Genomic DNA, 18,675 nt, shown 5'->3' with positions numbered 1-18,675 from the left:
AGAACCCCGACTCCCCGGAAGTTGTCGGGGTTCTAAAAGATTCACTATTCTTGACAACTCAAAACTATTCACTTATGGCAGTATCATCTCCAACCAGCAACCCTGAGTCTCCGATCGCAAATATCAAAAGGGCGATCGGCAAAATCACATTACCTTGGGGAATCACCCTAGGCTACCTCAGTTTAATGCTATTGCTCCCAGTTGCAGCAATGCTGCTGAAAGCCAGCACAGCCAACCCCGCCGAATTTTGGGCAATTGCCACCAGTCCGATCGCCCTTTCCGCCTACGATGTCACCTTCTTTACGGCATTAATGGCGGCATTAATTAACGGAGTATTCGGCACATTAATTGCCTGGGTATTAGTGCGCTACGACTTTCCCTTAAAACGGGTTGTCGATGCAGCCGTCGATTTACCTTTTGCACTGCCCACCTCCGTCGCCGGTTTAACTCTCGCCACAGTTTACAGCGATAACGGCTGGATCGGTTCGCTTTTTGCACCTTTGGGAATCAAGATATCCTTTACTCGCTTGGGCGTAGGAATAGCGATGATATTTATTTCCTTGCCCTTTATAGTGCGGACTGTACAGCCAGTTTTAAAGGAAATGGAAAAAGACATCGAAGAAGCAGCTTGGTGCTTGGGTGCTTCTCAATTTCAAACCTTCTGGCGAGTAGTTTTGCCGCCGCTATTTCCGTCTATTTTAACCGGAGTTGCCCTCGGATTTTCGCGAGCGGTTGGTGAGTACGGATCTACTGTAATTGTAGCTTCTAACATACCGTTCAAAGATTTAATCGCGCCCGTATTAATTTTTCAAAGATTGGAACAGTACGACTATGCAGGAGCAACAGTTATCGGCACTATCCTGTTAGCTATTTCGCTGACTATGCTGTTTGCAATTAATCTATTACAAGCATGGAGAAGACGCTATGACGGCTAATATCAATTCACCCGCTGATTACAAATTTCCGCCCGGTGGTTCGACGCGGAGTCAGGACAATGCGTGGGTAAAACCCACTTTAATCGGAATTGCGAGCGGCTATCTTGCTCTGATCTTATTTATCCCCATCCTCAACGTTTTTTACCAAGCTTTCAGAAAAGGAGTAGAGCCATTCTTTTCTAACTTAACATCGCCAGATTTTCTGCACGCAGCGCAACTTACCTTGGTGATTTCTCTGATTGTCGTGCCTGTAAATACAGTCTTCGGTTTGTGTGCAGCCTGGGTAATTGGCCGCAATAAATTTCCGGGACGCACGCTATTAATCAGCATTTTAGACGTGCCGTTTGCCATATCTCCCGTAGTTGCAGGTTTAATGATTGTACTGCTTTACGGTCGGGTGGGATGGTTCGGGCCGTGGCTGGAGGCGGCCAATATCAAGGTTATTTTTGCCTTCCCCGGAATGGTGCTGGCTACTGCTTTTGTTACCTTGCCTTTTGTGGCCCGCGAAGTGATTCCTGTTTTGGAAGAAGTGGGAACAGATCAAGAAGAGGCGGCGAAAACTTTGGGAGCAAATGACTGGCAAATTTTCTGGAATGTCACGCTTCCCAGTATTCGCTGGGGATTGCTTTACGGAGTAATTTTGACCAATGCTAGAGCAATGGGAGAATTTGGAGCCGTCTCTGTGGTATCGGGAAATATTGCTAAAAAAACGCAAACTTTGCCTTTGTTTGTAGAGGATGCTTACAAGCAGTACGCGACGCAAGCCGCATTTTCAGCGGCGGTAGTTCTAGGTCTTTTAGGAGTTGTTACCCTCGTACTTAAGGAGATTTTGGAACGAAAAACTAGCATCAAGGAAGTTGAGTAATAATCATCAGTCATTAGGCTGTAGGGCGCGCAGCGTGTACCGAACTCATTAGGCTGTAGGGTGCGCCGTTGTTAGTCATTAGTAGTCATTAGTAGGGTGCGTCGCCCTAAACAATCTGCTTGGAAGCTCGAAACTCTCGCAGCGACGCACCGTACCAGATATTGGTGGAAAATGTAAACTGAAAAAAACATTAGGAGTCCCAAATGTTATCTCAAAACAATAGCGAACCTCAATTTGAGCCGATCGACAATTTTCACCAAACTCAACAATCAGACATCCCGCACACTGAGTCAGGAGACAGCAGACCAACTCAAACCCGCATTCGCATTCGTGTTCCTAAAGAATACCATCAAGAACCTGTAATCTCTAACCTGATTTCGGAATACGGTTTGAGGGTGAATTTTAATGCAGCTTTGTTGGGTGCCAAAACTTCAGATGACGGTTGGTTTGATTTAGAACTTAACGGTACTGCTCAACAGATTGAAAGTGCTCTGATTTATCTCAACGATTTAGATGTGGAAATCTGGAGCAATTCTAATAATCCCGATGAAGAAACTTGGTAATTAGTCATTTGTTATTGGTTATTGGTTAGTTGTTATTTGTTACTTGTTGCTTCGCAATTGTTAGGTGTTACTTGTTGATTGTTAGTAATAACCAATAACCAATAACCAATCACTATAGATCGCCATCAGTAATTATTATTATGATTGACATTCTTTACAAAATATGGTATTGAGTTCGTTTTAAAATCAGAAACTTCGTGCAGGTATTATAAAATATTTTTGTAAAAGCCGGAACAACATCTTCTTTTTAGACTTCTAAGCAATCAAATTAAGTAATTTATTGTGGCAATGCACAAAAATGTGTTGCTGTCAATAGATAAGTAATATGTGGAAGCACGGGCGATCGGCACCGGAAAAAGAGCCGAGCGCTGCTAAGCTTGGTTTGTGTTATCACTTTGATGTGTGCGTGTACCAGAGGAATTCGATCATGGAATTTGACAAAGAACGGAAACAACAGTTACTTTTCGTAGATACAAAAGTTAAAGATTACCAAAATTTAACAGAGACTACAAATTCGGATACAGAAGTTATTGTTCTCAAGGGCGATCGCGACGGCATCGAGCAAATCGCCGAAACACTGAAACAGCGAAAAAACATTGCAGCCGTCCACATCCTGTCTCACGGCGCGGCAGCCAGCGTCCAAATCGGCGCAACAGAACTCAATCTGTGCAATATTGAAAGCTACCGCAATTATTTAGAAGAATGGTTTGCTTTGCCAGCCGAAGCAAAGTCGAACTCTTCAATTACAGCTAAACCAGAAATTCTACTTTACGGTTGCAACGTCGCCGCCACAGAAGCAGGTGTCGCTTTCGTCCAAAGGCTGAGTCAGCTCACCGGGGCAGAAGTTGCAGCTTCAGATAACTTGACTGGGAATGCTGCGTTGGGTGGAGACTGGGAATTGGAAGTTTCCACGGGCAAAATAGAAACGGCTTTGGCATTTTCCGCAGAGGCGAGAGAAGCTTACAGCGGCGTGTTAGCAACCTTTAGCGCTACCGACTTTACCAGTCTCAACAACGCCATCCTTTTTGCTAATGTCCTGCCCGATGCTGATGATATCAACATCACTGGTCCTATCACCTTCGGTGTCGGACAAGTTCTGCCTGTAATTACTAATCCTGTTAACTTTGTTGGCGGCACTACAACTGGGATTACCATCAACGGCGGTGGTACTAGCCGACTATTTTTCGTTGACACCACTGCTACAGTCACATTATCTAACCTCACACTTCAAAATGGAGCAGCAATCGGCAGCCCCGGCACCGGCGGTGGTGGTGGCGGCGGTGGCTTAGGTGGCGCACTTTTTATCAACAACGGTACCGTCAATATTGACAGCGTTACCTTTGCTAGCAATACAGCAACAGGTGGTGCAGGTGCAGCCGGGAGCGGTGGTGCAGGTGGCAACAGCGACTTAAGCACAGGTAGCGTAGGCAGTACCCCTGGTGCGGCCGGGGCTGGTGGTCTTGGTGGTACACCCGATGGTGCCGGTGGTATTGGTGGTACTGCTCTGGCTGGTGGTACTGGCTTCCCTGGTGGTACTGGTGGTACTGGTGGCCTTGGCGGTACTGGTGCTGCAACCAATGGTCCTGGAGGCAATGGTAGTGCTGGTGGTACTGGCGGTGCTGGAGCCTTCGGTGGCGGCGGTGGTGCTGGTGGCACTGGTGGTGCTGGCCAGAATGGGACTGGCACTGGTAACGGTGGTAATGGTGCTATCGGTGGTGCTGGTGGTGCTGGTGGTGTCGGTGGCGGTGGCGGCCCTGGTGGCCTTGGTGGTGCTGCTGGTACTGCTACTGCTCCTGGTATCGCTGGTACCCCTGGTACTGTTGGTGTCGGCGGTGCCGGTGGCCTTGGTGGTGGCGGTGGTGCTGGCAGCGTTGGTGGTACTGGTGGCGGTGGCTTTGGTGGTGCCGGTGGTACTACTGGCGGTGGCGGTGGCGCTGGTTTAGGAGGTGCTATTTTCCTCAATGCAGGAACCTTAAATGTCAGCAACAGCACCTTTAGCGCGAATACAGCAACATTTGGTGCGGCTGCCGGTGACGGTACGGCCGGTCAGGGTTTGGGTGGCGCACTTTTTGTTAACACGGGTGCGACGGCTAGCCTGAAAAATACTACTATTACCCTCAATAGTTCTGGCAGCAGTGGAGGCGGCGTTTTCTACGCTGGGACTGTCAACGCCGATAACACAATCATCTCTGGCAATACTAGCCTTGCCGATCCTGACATTACAGGTGGTGTGGTATCAACGGGTGCCACCAACTTAATTGGCGGTGCGGCTTTACTTGGCCCCCTGCAAAATAATGGCGGTGTTGTGTCAACCCACGCCTTACTTCCTGGCAGCCTCGCGATCGATACTGGCAACGCAGCCACCGCCCTCAACGCAATAACTGGTGCGGCTCTTACTACAGACCAACGTGGCACTCAATTCGGTCAGCCCTATGCCCGCACGGTCAACGGCGCTGTTGACATCGGCGCTTACGAATACGGCCCTACTGTCACGGGTCAGAAATTTAACGACAACAATGGCAGTGGCACTATAGACGAGACTGATGCAACGGCCACAACTCCAGCGCAAAACTTTGTTATTTATGTAGACGACAACAACAACAATGTGGCGGACGCTACTGAAAAACAGACGACCGTTGCGATCGGCGGTACTTACACCCTCGCCGACACCAAGACTAACAGCCCGATTAAGGAAGTGGCAGTAACGGGTTGGCAGCAAACTCTCCCCGCTACAGGCGCGACTCCCTACAGCACAGGTGTTGCTGACGCTGCTACGGGCCGAGACTTTGGCAACTTCAAACTGACCACGATCGCAGGCAAAACCTACACAGATATCACAGGCAACGACTTCACTCCCGATGACACCACACTAAACGGCGTCACCGTCAACCTCTACAAAGACACCAACGACGACGGCATATTCCAAGCAGCCACAGATACTGTTGTCGGCACGGCGCAAACGACTGCGGGAGACGGAGATTACAGCTTCCCGAATATCGGCCCCGGCAATTACCTGATACAAGCCACTGCCCCAGCCAACTCCAGCATCTCTTTTCCCGCTGCCGCCATTCCCGTTCCCGCCCAAAGCGGTACTCCCGTTACCGGCCAGAACTTCGGCGTTTTCCAAAACATCACCGTCAGCGGCACCAAATTCACCGACCTCACAGGCGACGGCTTCACTCCCGACGACACGCCCCTCGACGGTACTACCGTTCGCTTGTTTGAGGATACTAACGATAACAGCACTTTAGATACCGGCGACGCCGAAGTCGCAAATCAAGTTACCGGGACAGCACCAGCGGCTGCTGGGACGTATAGCTTTGCCAACGTTGGCAGCGGTCGGTACTTTGTGAGAGAAGACGTACCGACCGGTTTCTCACAAACCGCCGGCCCGGCTTCTTATACAATTAACCCGGTCAGCGGCACCCCGATTACGGGTCAAGACTTCGGCAACTTCGAGTTCGGCAAGATCGGCGGGATCAAATTTAATGACCTCAACAACAATGGCACGCAAGAGGACACCGAACCAGTCCTAGCAGGCTGGACAATCTACCTGGATACCAACAACAACGGCGTCCAAGACCCAGTACCAAATGAAACAGGCACCAACTCTGCTGTCACCGATGTCACCGGCAAGTACCAGTTCACCAACCTGGTAGCAGGCACCTACAACGTCCGGGAAGTACCGCAAACCGGCTGGACGCAAACAGCACCGGCAGCCCCCGGTTCCTACACCATCCCTGTCACCAGTGGCACCGACTCCCAAAACAACAACTTCGGCAACTTCAAGCCCAATAGCATCAGCGGGCTGAAGTTCAATGACCTCAACAACAACGGCATCCAAGATGCGCCAGCAGAAACAGTACTACCCAACTGGCAATTCTTCCTCGATACCGACGACAGCGGCACCCTCGACACAGGAGAAGCGAACACCCTCACCGATGCCACCGGCAATTACAAATTCCTCGATTTGCCAGCAGGTACCTACAAGGTGCGGGAAGTTCCTCAGCCGACTTGGCTGCAAACTACCCCCAATCCGGCCGACATCACTGTCACCAGCGGTCAAGACATCGCTAATATCAACTTCGGCAATTTCCAGCCGGCGACTATCAGCGGCCTAAAATTCAACGACGCCAACAACAACGGTATTAATGATGGGGAAACGGGACTAGCTAACTGGCAAATCTTCCTCGACAGTATCACTCCGGATGGCATCTTTCAGCAGGGTGAACCCACCACCATCACCGATGCCACTGGCAACTATACCCTGGTCAACATTCCCGCAGGCACTTACCAGGTAAGGGAAGTCCCGCAAACCGGCTGGACGCAGACGACCCCGAACCCCGCCCCCGTTGTGGTTAACAGTGGAGATAACATCACGGGCATTGACTTCGGCAACTTCTTGCCCCAACCGGGCACGATCCGAGGTCTGAAGTTCCGAGACAGCAACAACAATGCCATTCAGGATGCCGGAGAACCGGGTTTGCCCAATTTCCAAATTGTGTTAACCAATCTGGTAGCTGGAACCCCTGGTACTCCTGCTCCTGTTCCCGTTACTACCACCACAGACGCCAGCGGTAACTACCTGTTCACAAACCTGACGCCAGGAACTTACAGCGTCCGGGAAGTCAACCAAGCTGGGTTTACCCAAAGCACACCCGCCCCCGCCGACATTGTGCTCGCTTCTGGCGCTATTGTCAGCGGCATCAACTTCGGGAATTTCCCGACACCGACTCCGACGCCGACGCCGACTCCGACGCCTGCGCCGACTCCGATCGCGACTCCGACTCCGACGCCGACTCCTGCGCCTGCGCCGACTCCGACTCCGACTCCTGAACCTACACCTACACCTGCACCTGCACCTACACCTGCACCTACACCTCTACCGACTCCGAGCCCGCAACCGACTCCGACTCCGAGCCCTGAACCGACTCCGACTCCGAGCCCACAAACGACTGATTTGGTTTGTCCAAGCGACTTCCCCAGGATCGACCCTCCCAATCTGCCCGCCGGCAGTGCGATCGGCGGCCCTAACGGCGACGATACGATCGTGGGTAGTGCTGGCAGTGACTCTATCTTCGGATTGGGCGGCAACGATTTGATCTTTGGTCAACAGGGCGGCGACTATATCAATGGCAATACGGGCAACGATACTGTCTACGGGGGTGTAGATAGCGATACTCTCTTCGGCGGCAAAGGCTTTGACCTGATTTTTGGCGATCGCTCCGACGATCTGATTTTCGGCAATCGCGGCAATGACTCTCTCTCTGGGGATGAAGGTAATGACGTATTGTATGGTGGCAAAGGCGAGGACGTAATCTTGGGAGGTGCAGGCGACGACCTGCTAATTGGCGATCTAGGTAATGACACTCTCTGCGGCGGCAACGGTAATAATACCTTAATTGGCGGCGGCGGAGATGATTTGCTCTTTGGCGATCTCGGCAATAACTTGCTCTTTGGCGACCTTGGTAGCGATACTCTCGTCGGCGGCAGCAGCAATGGCTTTGTGTTGGCAGCGGACGGAGGAATTGACACCATTATCAACTTCACCGAAGGAGTTGATTCGCTCGTGTTGCTGGGAGGCTTGGACTTCAATCAACTGTCGTTTACCGAAACTAATGGCTCAACCGCGATCGGGATCGCCAACAGCGACCAGATTTTGGCTTTTGTGGCGGGCGTGCTGCCTGGCCAGTTACCGGCGAGCAGTTTTAGCTTGCTGGTTTAGGCCGCACTCCGCAGTAGGGTGCTTATGAGCCCGCACCCTACTCTTTTCTGGACAATCGCCAGAAGGGGAACGAATTCCGTTCCCCTTCTTTGGTTAAATCTGTTCGAGATATTTCAGCAAGTCGGCCATTTCTTGCGGACTCGGCTGAAACTGCGGCATGGGTGGGGTTTGCCCGCTGGTGACTTGGCGGATCAGATCGAATTCGGATTTGCGCTCGGACACTCGGTGCAAGTTGGGCCCGACTTGAGTGTCTGCAACGGATATGTGGCACCCCGCACAGTTCATTTGAAAAATGGCGGAACCCTGAAACTGGTTGCCAGTCAGGGACAGTACGCTTTTGACGTAGGGATCGGCGACTTGAAATTGACGAATTGTCATACTCGCCAACATGATGGCAAGTAACACGGCGATCGCAAATATGGCAAGTCGCTCGATCGGGTTTCTAATTTCATTCCTAGCAAGTTGGTGATTCAAAGGAGTTCAATTTAAAAAACTATCTACAAGAAAATTTATTTCTCATAACATAGCTTAATCGTTCGCAGCGGGGAGATCAAGCTCTCAGACCCCCCGAAGGCTGCTTTTGGGAAAATTCATCTGTGTAAGTGCTGGTAATATTAAAAATAGGTTGTTAAATCTTAACGTTAAGGAGCTCTCATGGTAGAACCGCTACTTTCAGGTATTGTTCTGGGTCTAATCTTTGTTACTCTGGCGGGGCTGTTTTTTGCTGCTTATCAGCAGTACAAGCGCGGCGATCAGTTGGGTATCAACAAGTAAAAGGGGCTACAGTCCCTTGGTGAAGGGGAGAGGGGGAGAGGGGGAGAGAGGGAGGGGGAGAGGGGGAGAGAGGGAGAGAGGGAGAGGGGGAGAGGGAGAGGGGGAGAGGGGGAGATTGGAAAAATCTTTCTTCTTCCGTCTTCTGTCTTCCGTCTTCCGTCTTCCTTCTTCCGTCTTCCGTCTTCCTTCTGTCAACTGTCAACTGTCAACTGTCAACTGTCAACTGTCAACCGTCAACTGTCAACTGTCAACTGTATCGATCGAGAATAGCAGCAGTTTGCAGGCCTGTTTTTTCCCAGCTAAATTGTTTTGCTCTAGCCAAACCGAGATCCCGCAAGTGCGATCGAACTTTGGCATCGACTGCAAGCTCTTGCATAGCAGAGGCAATTTCCTCGACGCTGTAGGGGTTGACTAATAATGCGCCGTCCCCCGCCACCTCCGGCATTGAAGACAGGTTAGAGGTGATGACAGGAGTGCCGCAGGCCATTGCTTCGAGCACGGGGAGCCCGAATCCTTCCCAAAGACTGGGGAATACCAGGGCGATCGCTTGGTTGATGACTTTGGGCAAGTGGGCCGCGGGGAGGTAATCTAGGAATTTTACTCGATCGACCAATCCCAATTCTTCAACCTGCGCCTTCAGCAGCGGGGTATAGCGTTTGTCTTCGGAACCTGCGATCCACAATTCGTACTCGGAATTATGATGCAAAGCAGCAAATGCTGCTACAACTCGCTGCACGTTTTTATAAGGATTGTGGCGGCCGATATAAAGAAAATAATTGCTGGTTGGTAAGTCTAAAAAACGGAAAAAGCTGGTATCGTATCCCGGAAAAATTGGCGTAATTAAATTAGTAGGAATCTTGCAAAAATTAGCGATATCTTTGGCTGTTGATTCCGAGTCGCAAATGACGTGTTGAGCCTGCCGCAGCACTTGGGGAATGTAATAGCGGTGATAAGGTGCCAGAGGATCGAAGCGGCGGGGAAATCGCAGCGCTATCAAGTCATGTACTGTAATTATATAGCGGCAACCTGCAAATAGAGGAGCTTCGGGAATGGGAGAAAATAACAGGTTAGATTTTAGCTGTTTGTAAATTTTGGGGAGTTGTGTTTGTGTCCACAGCAATCGGTTGATGTGTCCTTTGGTTCCTTGTTCTGGTGTTAGGTTGGCGGGGATTTGGTAGCAGTTGTTATTGGGGAAGTTTTCTGCTGTTAGTAATGTTGGATTGAGGGATTTTAGGTGGGGAAATAGGTTTTTGGCGTAGATGGCTAAGCCAGTTGGTTTGGAAATTAGGAAGGAGAGGTTGATGAGCAGGTTGGATTGGGGATTGGGCATGGGATAATATTTAGATTGCGGTTTTTAGGTGGGATTTTTTTTATTTAACCTGAGATATTACACCATTTTCAATTAGGATTTTAGGAACAGGCAAGATGCCTGTTCCACAAGAAAATTTATCTTTTGTGGAACAGGCATCTTGCCTGTTGCTGACAATGGTATAAGATGTGAGTTTAACCGCAGATGGCGCTGAAAGAAAGATAGGGAAGATTTACAGATATTGCTGTAAGATGTTGGCGGTTGCTGTTCCGGTTTTGTGCCAGCTAAATTGAGACGATCGCGCTAAACTAGCAGTCTTTAAGTTCGATCGCACTTTTGAATCTGTGGCTACTGTTTGCATGGCTTCTGCTATTTCTCCGACGCTGTAAGGGTTGACTAATAAGGCGGCATCTCCGGCTACTTCTGGCATCGATGACAGGTTGGATGTGATGACGGGTGTGCCGCAAGCCATTGCTTCTAAAATTGGTAAGCCGAATCCTTCCCAAAGTGTGGGGAAAACTAGGGCGATCGCCTGATTCATCAGTACGGGCAATTGAGAATAGGGAACGTAACCGAGAAACTTTACCAAAGATTGTAAACCCAATTGTTCAACTTGTGCTGTCAACTGCGGCGTGTAGGCATTGGGAGGCCCGGCTAGCCACAATTCGCAATTTGCGCGATCGCCAAAACTCGCAAATGCAGCAATTAATCTTTCCAAGTTTTTGTAAGGATCGTGTCTGCCGGTATAAAGAAAATAATTTTTGGTTGGCAAGTCGAGATATCTAAAATTAATATTATCGCAAGCTAGGGGAATTGCGGTCATCTTTTTAGGCGGAATTTGGAAAAAGTTAGCAACATCAGCAGCCGTTGCTTGAGAATCGCAAATAATGTGTTCTGCTTGCCGCAAAACTTGCGGTATGTAGTAGCGGAAATAAGCTGTTAAACGAGAAAAACGTTGGGGAAATCGCAAAGGAATTAAATCGTGAACTGTGACGATGTAGCGGCAGCCGGAATACAAAGGTGCTTCGGGAATTGGCGAAAATATCAGGCTTGACTGCAATTTATTGTAAATTTTTGGCAGTTCAAATTGAGTCCACCACAGTCTGTTAATTTGTCCTTTTGTGCCTCGATCTGGTGTCAGATTTTCGGGGATTTGATAGCAATTATAATTTTCAATTGGCTGGGAAGCGAGTAATGTTGGTTCTAGCTTTTCAAGTTCGGGGAAAAGATTAGCTGCATAAGTCCCGATTCCCGTTGGTTCGGGTGTTAAGAAAGACAAATTGATTAACAGTGAATTAGACATGATTTTATAGAACAGAATTTATCCCAATTGTAGGGGCGGGTTTTACCAACAATAATTGCCTAAAACCCATAATCTCGTAAACCCGCCCCACCCAACGAACAATCAAAATGTACATTTTTATGGTTGCACAGAAATCAGATTTGATGTAATTTATTTGCGGTGTAAGGCGAGTTTATATAAATTCTTTGTAATCATTAAATATTGTTGGTAAAACCCGCCCCTACGCAATTTATCGATCGCGCTCGATATCGAGCATTTGAGCTATATCGGCAGGATTCGGCAGCCGAATTGTAGCATATTCTTGGTGAATAATCTCAAAAAAACTCTTGACTTTTTTATCGAAGCGTGCAAGTCTAAAGTTCTGACTGCGTTGCTGTGCACCAGCTTGAAGTTCTGCTAGCAAATCGGGATTAACAATTAGTTGATGTGAATGCTGGCACAGTTCCTCAACGGTATTGAACAAAAAGCCCGATCGCCCGTGTTCGACAATTTCCGGTTGGCCGCCGCCGTTGAAAACAATCGGAGCACAACTATTTTGCATTGCTTCTACAGTCGCCATCCCGAAATGCTCAAATCTTTGAGGATTGACTTCACCCAAACCGCAGCCGTGCCAAAATATGCTCGCTTTAGCATACAGCGATTTTACCTCATCAAAGTCAGCATTAACTTTGAGCTCGATCGCCCTTGAATCTTGCTTCAATAAATTCTGAACAGTCTTTAAATAAGGATTGCGGGGAATACTGCTTCCGGCTAAAATTAGCCGCCATCCTTGAAATTCTTGGGGATAATCTGCTAACAAACTGCGGAAAGCTTTAATTAGTTCAATTTGCTTTTTTGTTCCCCCAGCTTCAAACTGTCCCACCGCCAAAATTATTTTTTCTTTCGGCACTTTAACTGTTGCCATTTCCACCGGGGGATAAAGCAGAAAAGTTGGCTGTAGGTTCCAGCGTTTCTCCAACCACTTGACTGTAAATTGGCTGTTTGCAATAATGAAAGTGTAGTCATCGACAGCAAAGTGACGGTTGCGGAAGGTATTGGGAAAGTGGCAGAAAAATACTGAGATAGGCGACAGCGGTTTCACTTTTTCTAGTTGGTTTGCGTTGATAAAAATATCGTAGTTTTTGCTTTCTCTGGCAATTTCATCAAAGGGATTTTCCATATCCTCCACGATGATACTGGAATCGATGCACTGCATTCCGCGTTTCTCGTAAAACGCCAAGGGCATAATTTTAATTTTGCATCCTGAAAGGTTGAGTCCGTACCAAGATTCTAAGTCGGAAATAGCCACTGGTTTGTTGGCGATAAAAGTAATGTCAAATTCATTTTGTAGCAGCGAGGCGATGGTAGCGACGTATTTTTGACCGCCACCAATAAAATGCAGTCCGTGATCGTAAATGCCGATCGACATTTTGCGATCGCCCCGAACCACCTGTAACCGAGACAAAATGCGATCGATCTTCAGGCGACTGTAAATCACCGCCAACTTTTCCGACAACTGCGGGATGACAGTTTCGATGATTTCTGGTTTCTGATAATCTAAAAGTTTTTTAATCGCTACAAATAAACTCTCGAACAGCAAATCGTACTGCTTGTTAGTAAAAAAATCCGAAGTATGAATTCCTTTGACTAATTGCAAAGGTTCGTGTTTTGCCAAATACAAAAACCGATTGCGGTTGCAGAAATACTCGGTAAGTTTGCTACCTTTACTCGAACCCCGATATTCGTGATGGGCGATGGCGGCGGGAGTATAAAGCATTTTCCAACCGCGTTTGTGGCAGCGTTTGGCAAACTCTACATCTTCAAAATACATCACAAAATCTTCATCAATCGGCCCGACATCTTCGAGACATTCTCTCCGAAAAAGCACCGCCGCCCAACAAAGCCCTTCGACTTCCCGTTCTGTATCGTACTGTCCCGCATCTTTTTCGCCAAAGCCGACATCTTGCCAATAAAAATTAGCTAATTGCTGAATGCCAGCGCTGTTGATTCGCCCGTCTTTAAACAGCAATTTGCCGCTAGTCGCACCTACTTCTTTATTAGTTTCTAGCCGTTTTACAAGAATCTCTAACCAGCGACTGTCAAGGGTAGCATCGTTATTTAGAAATCCGATATATTGCCCTTTTGCTTCGCTGATGCCGAGGTTCAGGGCTTTAGCAAAGTTGTTGGATGAGTTGACAAAAATGCGTACTTTCGGAAATAGTTCGCGCAGGTAATTAACGGAATCGTCTTGAGAACAATTATCAATCACAATTAAATCGAGTTGCGATTCGGGATACGCAAGTTTTTGTAGAGATTTTAAACAATCTTTCGTGTGGCGCAGACCGTTATAGTTGACTATAATTAACGAGCATATTGGCAGTGCAGTCATTCGATTTTGGATTTTGGATTTTGGATTTTAGATTGAAGATTGAGGATTGACGATTGAGGATTGAAGAATTGAAGAATTGAAGGATTGAAGGATTGAAGAATTGAAGCATTGCTCTCGCGAATAAATCTGGGGCTTGCGACCAAATTATTTGGGGTCATCTTTGATGCTTTATGGTTGTCGATCGAGCAATTGAGCGGTAATCTTCTCTAAAATAGCAGTATGTTGCTGCTGCACTGCTTTAATTTGCTCTATTTCAGACTGAAAAGTTGCGATCGCATTTTGTTGAGTCTCAAGCTGTGCTGTAACTTCGGGAGATGCGCTGCTGAAGTCGGATTGAATTTTTTTCTCTAGGGTTTGTTGATTTTCTTGCAATTTTTGCAATTGAATGCTCAATGTTTGAACGACACGGGTATTAGCGAAATTGTAAATTACTTGTCGTTCTAGTACGGGCCTGAGCAATTTTCGGACTATTTTTCTAACTGCAATTACTGCGGAACCAAGCCGCCTTTGGTAAGAGGTAATGGGGATGTTATAAATGTCGAAACCTGCCTTTAACAGGGCGATGTCTTCGTCATCTTCATCTCTGGCGATCGCACTATTTTCTCTTCCCGACAGCGGCGGCTCAACAATACCAATTCGCGGCTCCAAAGTTTGTCGCAATCTATCTATGATTTGTTGAGTTGGTATTTCTTCGTACTGCAAACTTTCTTCTCCTTTAGATAACTTACTATGACTTATTATGGAACAGGCATCTGGGCTGCTTGAATAATAATTCTAACTAATTGTGGAACAGGCATCTTGCCTGTTCAAGGGCGGGCAGGATGCCCGACCCCTGCTCCCCACAGAAAATTCATCTCTTGTTAAATCGGGATTATTGCTTCTAATATTGGCAATATCTCAATTTAGGCTAACTCAATTTGACTGTCATCACCAATCATAAACCGCAGGGCTTTTGGACGAGCCGGCGCATTGGTGAGTTGAGCTCGCTGCCCGATCACGCTGTCAACAATTCGCTGGTGAATGCCAACTATTTTTGCCCCTTGCAATATTACGCTGTGTTCGATATCAGCATCAATCATCGTCACGCGATCGGCAATACTGCTGTAAGGCCCGATAAAGCAATTTTCAATGCGGCAATTTTCCCCAATTACCACTGGCCCGCGAACTGTAGAATTAATTACCTCCGTTCCTTCCCCTATTTGCACTCGCCCGATAATTTGACTTTTGGCGTCTACTTTTAATTCAGTTGAAGCTACGATACGGCTATCTAAAATGATTTGGTTTGCACTCAGCAAATCGTCTTTTTTCCCCGTATCCAGCCACCAACCCTCTAAATTGCAGGCTTCTACGTGTTTTTCCTGATTGATGAGCTGTTGGATGGCATCAGTAATTTCGAGTTCGCCCCGAGGCGAAGGTTGAATTTGATCGATCGCCTCGTGGATAGTAGGAGCAAAAAAGTAAATGCCCACCAGTGCTAAATTTGACGGCGGAACTTGTGGTTTTTCTACTAACTGCAAAACTCTTCCTTTTTCATCAACTTTTGCCACACCGAAAGCAGAGGGATTGGGAACTGGACGCAGCAAAATCAGGGCGTCTAGTTTTTGCTTGTTAAAAATCTCTAAGAACGGATCTAACTGATTCTGAATTAAGTTATCTCCCAAATACATAATAAATGGAGAATCACCCAAAAATGGTCTAGCAACTTTCACCGCGTGAGCGAGTCCCGCCGGCTGTGCTTGCAAGATATAAGTAATTTTTGCACCGAAGCGAGATCCATCTCCTGTTTTTGTCTTCACCTCTTCCCCGGTTTCGGGACTAATAATAATCCCAATATCCGTAATCCCAGCCGCCACAATTCCTTCAATTCCGTACCACAGTATCGGCTTATTTGCTACAGGAACCAACTGCTTAGCACCCGTATAGGTGAGGGGACGCAAGCGTGTTCCTTTACCGCCAGAGAGGATGAGTGCTTTCATTGGGTGAACTCTGAGTTATCCTTTAGGGTTTGCGGTGCTGGCTCGATTTGCCTGCACTTGTTCGCTCTTGTTGATTTTAAACTACCGCTACCCCGCTGGCAATAGTTGCCGTGTCTTCTGATACAAATAATTTATAATGATTTATGCCGATCGAGCTTTTATAGTCCAGGACGCACAGAATGTCAGAAACCGGGTTTCTTGCCGCAGGAACCAGCTAAAAGCTGAGGTTTTTTGTCAATAAACCCGGTTTCTCAAGGTCGAGAGTGCGCCAGTCCAGATGTAATGGCGTACCCTTTTAATAGCGGCCGTATCGGGCAATAACTTGACTACCACTATTGTTTTGATTTGTCAACCAAGCCCACATTTGATCGCCCAGACAAAAATGCCACCACTCGTTAGGATGCTGCTGAAAACCCGCAGCTATCATTGCATATTTTAATATTTGCCGGCGCCGATGATATTCTTGTTTGTGCGGCTCCTTGCTATTACCAAAATAATCAGGATAAGAACGTTCTGATATTTCATCAATCGGAGAACCCATATCAATTGGGCGATTATTTTCATCCACTAAAGTTACATCTAAAGCTGCACCTGTACTGTGAGGGGGAGGCGTCGCGCTATCCATGCTCGGCACAGCCCAAAATTGATATACGTGTTCTATAATCACTTGGCGTTTGTCTTCGGAAACCGGAAATTCGCAGCCTTGAGCTCGGGCAATTTGATTAAAAGTATAATCCACCATAAATTGCTGGACTTCCACGGGTCGGTAAGCGTCAAATATCAGAATTTTCCAATTTTGATAATTTTGTTTTAGCTCAGTTTGAGCGGCGATTAAACTATCTACAACTCCTTGCCGCAAATAGTAAGGTGAATCTGCTTTGCTGTTGTGATATGGAGCACCCAACTTTTGATAGGGGTGCGGGATTTCAAAGGCAAAATGTTCTGGTGGAATGGGGACTAGAGGATCGCCACATTCGTCTATTGCTATTTGCTGATATGGTTTCATATCAAGGTTTCACCCTACTTTATTATTACTGATGAACTACAATTGTATCGCGATTCATTTCTATCAATGAAGGAATGTTCCTGAAATAGTTCAGCCAACTGCGGCGGCAAGTTATTCATAAATAAGTCGATAAGTTGGTTATTCTTTTTGTTGCCTGTCGTCAATATAAACAGCTTGTAAGGTTGCTGCTTAATCATAAATGAGTCAAAAAAGTCTCTATCTTTGGTGATAACAATTCTGCTTTCTTGGATGGAAAGCAAGTTAATTTCTGAATCGGGAGTTGCGTTTCGTCGAGGTAAATCCTTAGTATGAATAGTATCGCAACCAGCAGATTGCAGCACGCGCGCCAGACGTACTGGTAATTGTGCATCTACCAAAATCTTCATTACACTAATACTCGATATATGCTTTTCACTTGAGTCAGCCGCGCTGCAAATAGCAAAGCAGCTAGAATATCCTCATGTTCTAAATCGTCATAGTCATCTATAATTTCTTTAGCATTCATGCCAGAACTGAGTAATTCAAGAATCAACTCTACTGGATATCGTAGGCCGCGAATACAGGGTTTTCCGTGACAGATATTCGGATCGAGTGCGATCCGCTGCAAAAGTTGACTTTCCATATTTTAGGAGCAAATATTAAATATATCCTAACCTAAACAGCGCAGCTTGCGATCGGTTTGTAGTAAGGACTTTAGTGCTTTCAATCTCCACCTCAACTCCGAAATTTCTTACTTAGTAAAAAAATAACTTCGGTATTTGCTGGTATGGTTTCACAGTACAATTGTCATGGATTTGTATTTTGGATTTAAATGCTTAATCTAGATACTAGCACGGTAATTGCATTTATCTCTGAAAATTCGCCAGTCCGCGCTCAGTTGCGACAATACGTGCAAGGACAGCAAAGGGTGATGACTCAGACGGCTTTTAATGAGTTGACTAATATTGTTCAAAGCATAGCAGGTGCATTGGAGCAAGCAAGAGCAAGTCGATTCCTCCAGAGAGTGGCTGTCATTCCTGACAATCCCTCGCAGAGAGCATTAAACTTGCAGACAACTAGAAACTTAGGCGCAAATGATATAATAATTTTGGGAACAGGCGACCAGTTGGGCATCACAACCATGACAGCAGATGCTAAAGCTGTGAGGGCCCTAAGCGGTCAAGGTGTCGATTTCAGCGTTTACGTCCACCCTCCATGTCGTTTAACGGGAAACTAACGATGAAAATAAAAGTTTCTATTGCATCTTATTTGTCGAGTACCTACAAGCTGATTCAGCGTGCTTTTCCTGACGGAATTAAAGAGGAAGATTATTTTCCGCTTTTGGCACTGCTTTACGATGAAATATCCGATCGCAATTTAGCAGAAGTCATGGCACACTGTACGGGCAAAGATTATTCTCTTGTTCTGAATGATGTATATGCCGTCGGTTCAACTGATGCACCGGATGCTAAAACTATTGCTAAGTTGAAGGATCATTTGCTGGCTTGCGGTTACGCAGAATGGCTAGAAGAGTAACAGTTTGTATAATTACTCAACTCCGGGCAAGTTGGTAGTAAGGACTTTAGTGCTGTCAATTTCCACCTCAAGTCCTGACTGCCAAAAAATTCTAACTTTGGCGGTAAGCAACTACCGCATAAAACGGATCGCCGCTTCCTATCCGCAGCATTTGCATAAAACTCGGCAAGTTAGGCTTGCGAACTATTACTTCCGGTTTGCTAAATCCGGGTATGTTCGCTCCTTTGACGGCATCAAAGTAACCCTTGACTAATTCTACCGGCTCTCCTGAACTTGTGGTGATAATTTTATCTAATCAGAAAAACAAGCTAATACGCGATTTCTGAAATTATGAAA

General features: G+C 46.9%; 16 protein-coding genes. 7 read left to right on the top strand and 9 right to left on the bottom strand.

All coding sequences use genetic code 11. The features are described from left to right. The first annotated feature begins 74 nt into the window (after positions 1-74). The 4 genes from cysT to QUB70_RS19800 all read left to right on the top strand — a co-directional run bounded on the left by cysT (position 75) and on the right by QUB70_RS19800 (position 8,088). A complete protein-coding gene (cysT, locus tag QUB70_RS19815) occupies positions 75-935 on the top strand; it encodes a sulfate ABC transporter permease subunit CysT (RefSeq protein WP_332982925.1) in 861 nt (286 codons plus the stop codon). Next, positions 925-1,800, top strand: a complete 876-nt coding sequence (gene cysW, locus QUB70_RS19810) for a sulfate ABC transporter permease subunit CysW (RefSeq protein ID WP_332982924.1) — start codon at positions 925-927, stop codon at positions 1,798-1,800. The genes cysT and cysW overlap by 11 nt, the downstream gene beginning before the upstream one ends. Positions 1,801-2,003: 203 nt before the next feature. Next, entirely contained in the window at positions 2,004-2,363 is a 360-nt protein-coding gene (locus tag QUB70_RS19805) for an NIL domain-containing protein (RefSeq protein ID WP_332982923.1), read from the top strand. Positions 2,364-2,688: 325 nt separating this feature from the next. Then, positions 2,689-8,088, top strand: coding sequence for a DUF4347 domain-containing protein (locus QUB70_RS19800; protein ID WP_332982922.1), 5,400 nt, complete (start codon positions 2,689-2,691; stop codon positions 8,086-8,088). A 93-nt stretch (positions 8,089-8,181) separates the two neighbouring features. Here QUB70_RS19800 and QUB70_RS19795 read toward each other — a convergent pair whose 3' ends face one another. After that, positions 8,182-8,562, bottom strand: coding sequence for a c-type cytochrome (locus QUB70_RS19795; protein WP_332982921.1), 381 nt, complete (start codon positions 8,560-8,562; stop codon positions 8,182-8,184). A 180-nt stretch (positions 8,563-8,742) separates the two neighbouring features. Between QUB70_RS19795 and petG the strand changes: the two genes are divergently transcribed. Continuing rightward, positions 8,743-8,862 (top strand): cytochrome b6-f complex subunit V, encoded by a 120-nt coding sequence (petG, locus tag QUB70_RS19790; protein WP_006632329.1) that lies wholly within the window; start codon positions 8,743-8,745, stop codon positions 8,860-8,862. A 247-nt stretch (positions 8,863-9,109) separates the two neighbouring features. On the opposite strand, the gene QUB70_RS19785 is transcribed toward petG, so the two are convergent. From QUB70_RS19785 to QUB70_RS19750, 8 genes are all read right to left on the bottom strand, one after another. Further along, positions 9,110-10,192 carry a glycosyltransferase family 4 protein gene (locus QUB70_RS19785; protein WP_332982920.1) on the bottom strand — a complete coding sequence of 361 codons (1,083 nt, stop codon included), beginning with the start codon at positions 10,190-10,192 and terminating at the stop codon, positions 9,110-9,112. A gap of 211 nt (positions 10,193-10,403) precedes the next feature. Continuing rightward, on the bottom strand, positions 10,404-11,474 hold the full coding sequence (locus QUB70_RS19780; protein ID WP_332982919.1) for a glycosyltransferase family 4 protein: 1,071 nt from the start codon (positions 11,472-11,474) through the stop codon (positions 10,404-10,406). A gap of 229 nt (positions 11,475-11,703) precedes the next feature. Continuing rightward, complete coding sequence (locus QUB70_RS19775; RefSeq protein ID WP_332982918.1) at positions 11,704-13,842, bottom strand: glycosyltransferase; 2,139 nt, start codon at positions 13,840-13,842, stop codon at positions 11,704-11,706. 168 nt (positions 13,843-14,010) lie between these two features. Further along, entirely contained in the window at positions 14,011-14,544 is a 534-nt protein-coding gene (locus QUB70_RS19770; protein WP_332982917.1) for a hypothetical protein, read from the bottom strand. A gap of 200 nt (positions 14,545-14,744) precedes the next feature. Further along, entirely contained in the window at positions 14,745-15,818 is a 1,074-nt protein-coding gene (locus tag QUB70_RS19765; RefSeq protein WP_332982916.1) for a glucose-1-phosphate thymidylyltransferase, read from the bottom strand. A 295-nt stretch (positions 15,819-16,113) separates the two neighbouring features. Continuing rightward, the gene (locus QUB70_RS19760) at positions 16,114-16,824 is read right to left on the bottom strand and encodes a M15 family metallopeptidase (RefSeq protein ID WP_332982914.1); all 711 of its coding nucleotides are present in this window, start codon (positions 16,822-16,824) and stop codon (positions 16,114-16,116) included. Between the two features lie 14 nt (positions 16,825-16,838). Next, positions 16,839-17,201, bottom strand: a complete 363-nt coding sequence (locus QUB70_RS19755) for a DUF5615 family PIN-like protein (RefSeq protein WP_332982913.1) — start codon at positions 17,199-17,201, stop codon at positions 16,839-16,841. Between the two features lie 8 nt (positions 17,202-17,209). Continuing rightward, the gene (locus QUB70_RS19750) at positions 17,210-17,446 is read right to left on the bottom strand and encodes a DUF433 domain-containing protein (protein WP_332982912.1); all 237 of its coding nucleotides are present in this window, start codon (positions 17,444-17,446) and stop codon (positions 17,210-17,212) included. Between the two features lie 189 nt (positions 17,447-17,635). On the opposite strand from QUB70_RS19750, the gene QUB70_RS19745 reads away from it, so the two are divergent. After that, the gene (locus QUB70_RS19745) at positions 17,636-18,040 is read left to right on the top strand and encodes a DUF1308 domain-containing protein (RefSeq protein ID WP_332982911.1); all 405 of its coding nucleotides are present in this window, start codon (positions 17,636-17,638) and stop codon (positions 18,038-18,040) included. Positions 18,041-18,042: 2 nt separating this feature from the next. After that, the gene (locus tag QUB70_RS19740) at positions 18,043-18,339 is read left to right on the top strand and encodes a DUF3349 domain-containing protein (RefSeq protein WP_332982910.1); all 297 of its coding nucleotides are present in this window, start codon (positions 18,043-18,045) and stop codon (positions 18,337-18,339) included. The last annotated feature ends 336 nt before the right edge of the window (positions 18,340-18,675 follow it).

Source organism: Microcoleus sp. A003_D6 (assembly GCF_036702825.1).
Classification (GTDB): Bacteria; Cyanobacteriota; Cyanobacteriia; order Cyanobacteriales; family Microcoleaceae; genus Microcoleus.
The sequence above is the reverse complement of the archived record's forward strand: the minus strand, read 5'-3'. Positions and strand labels throughout refer to the sequence as shown.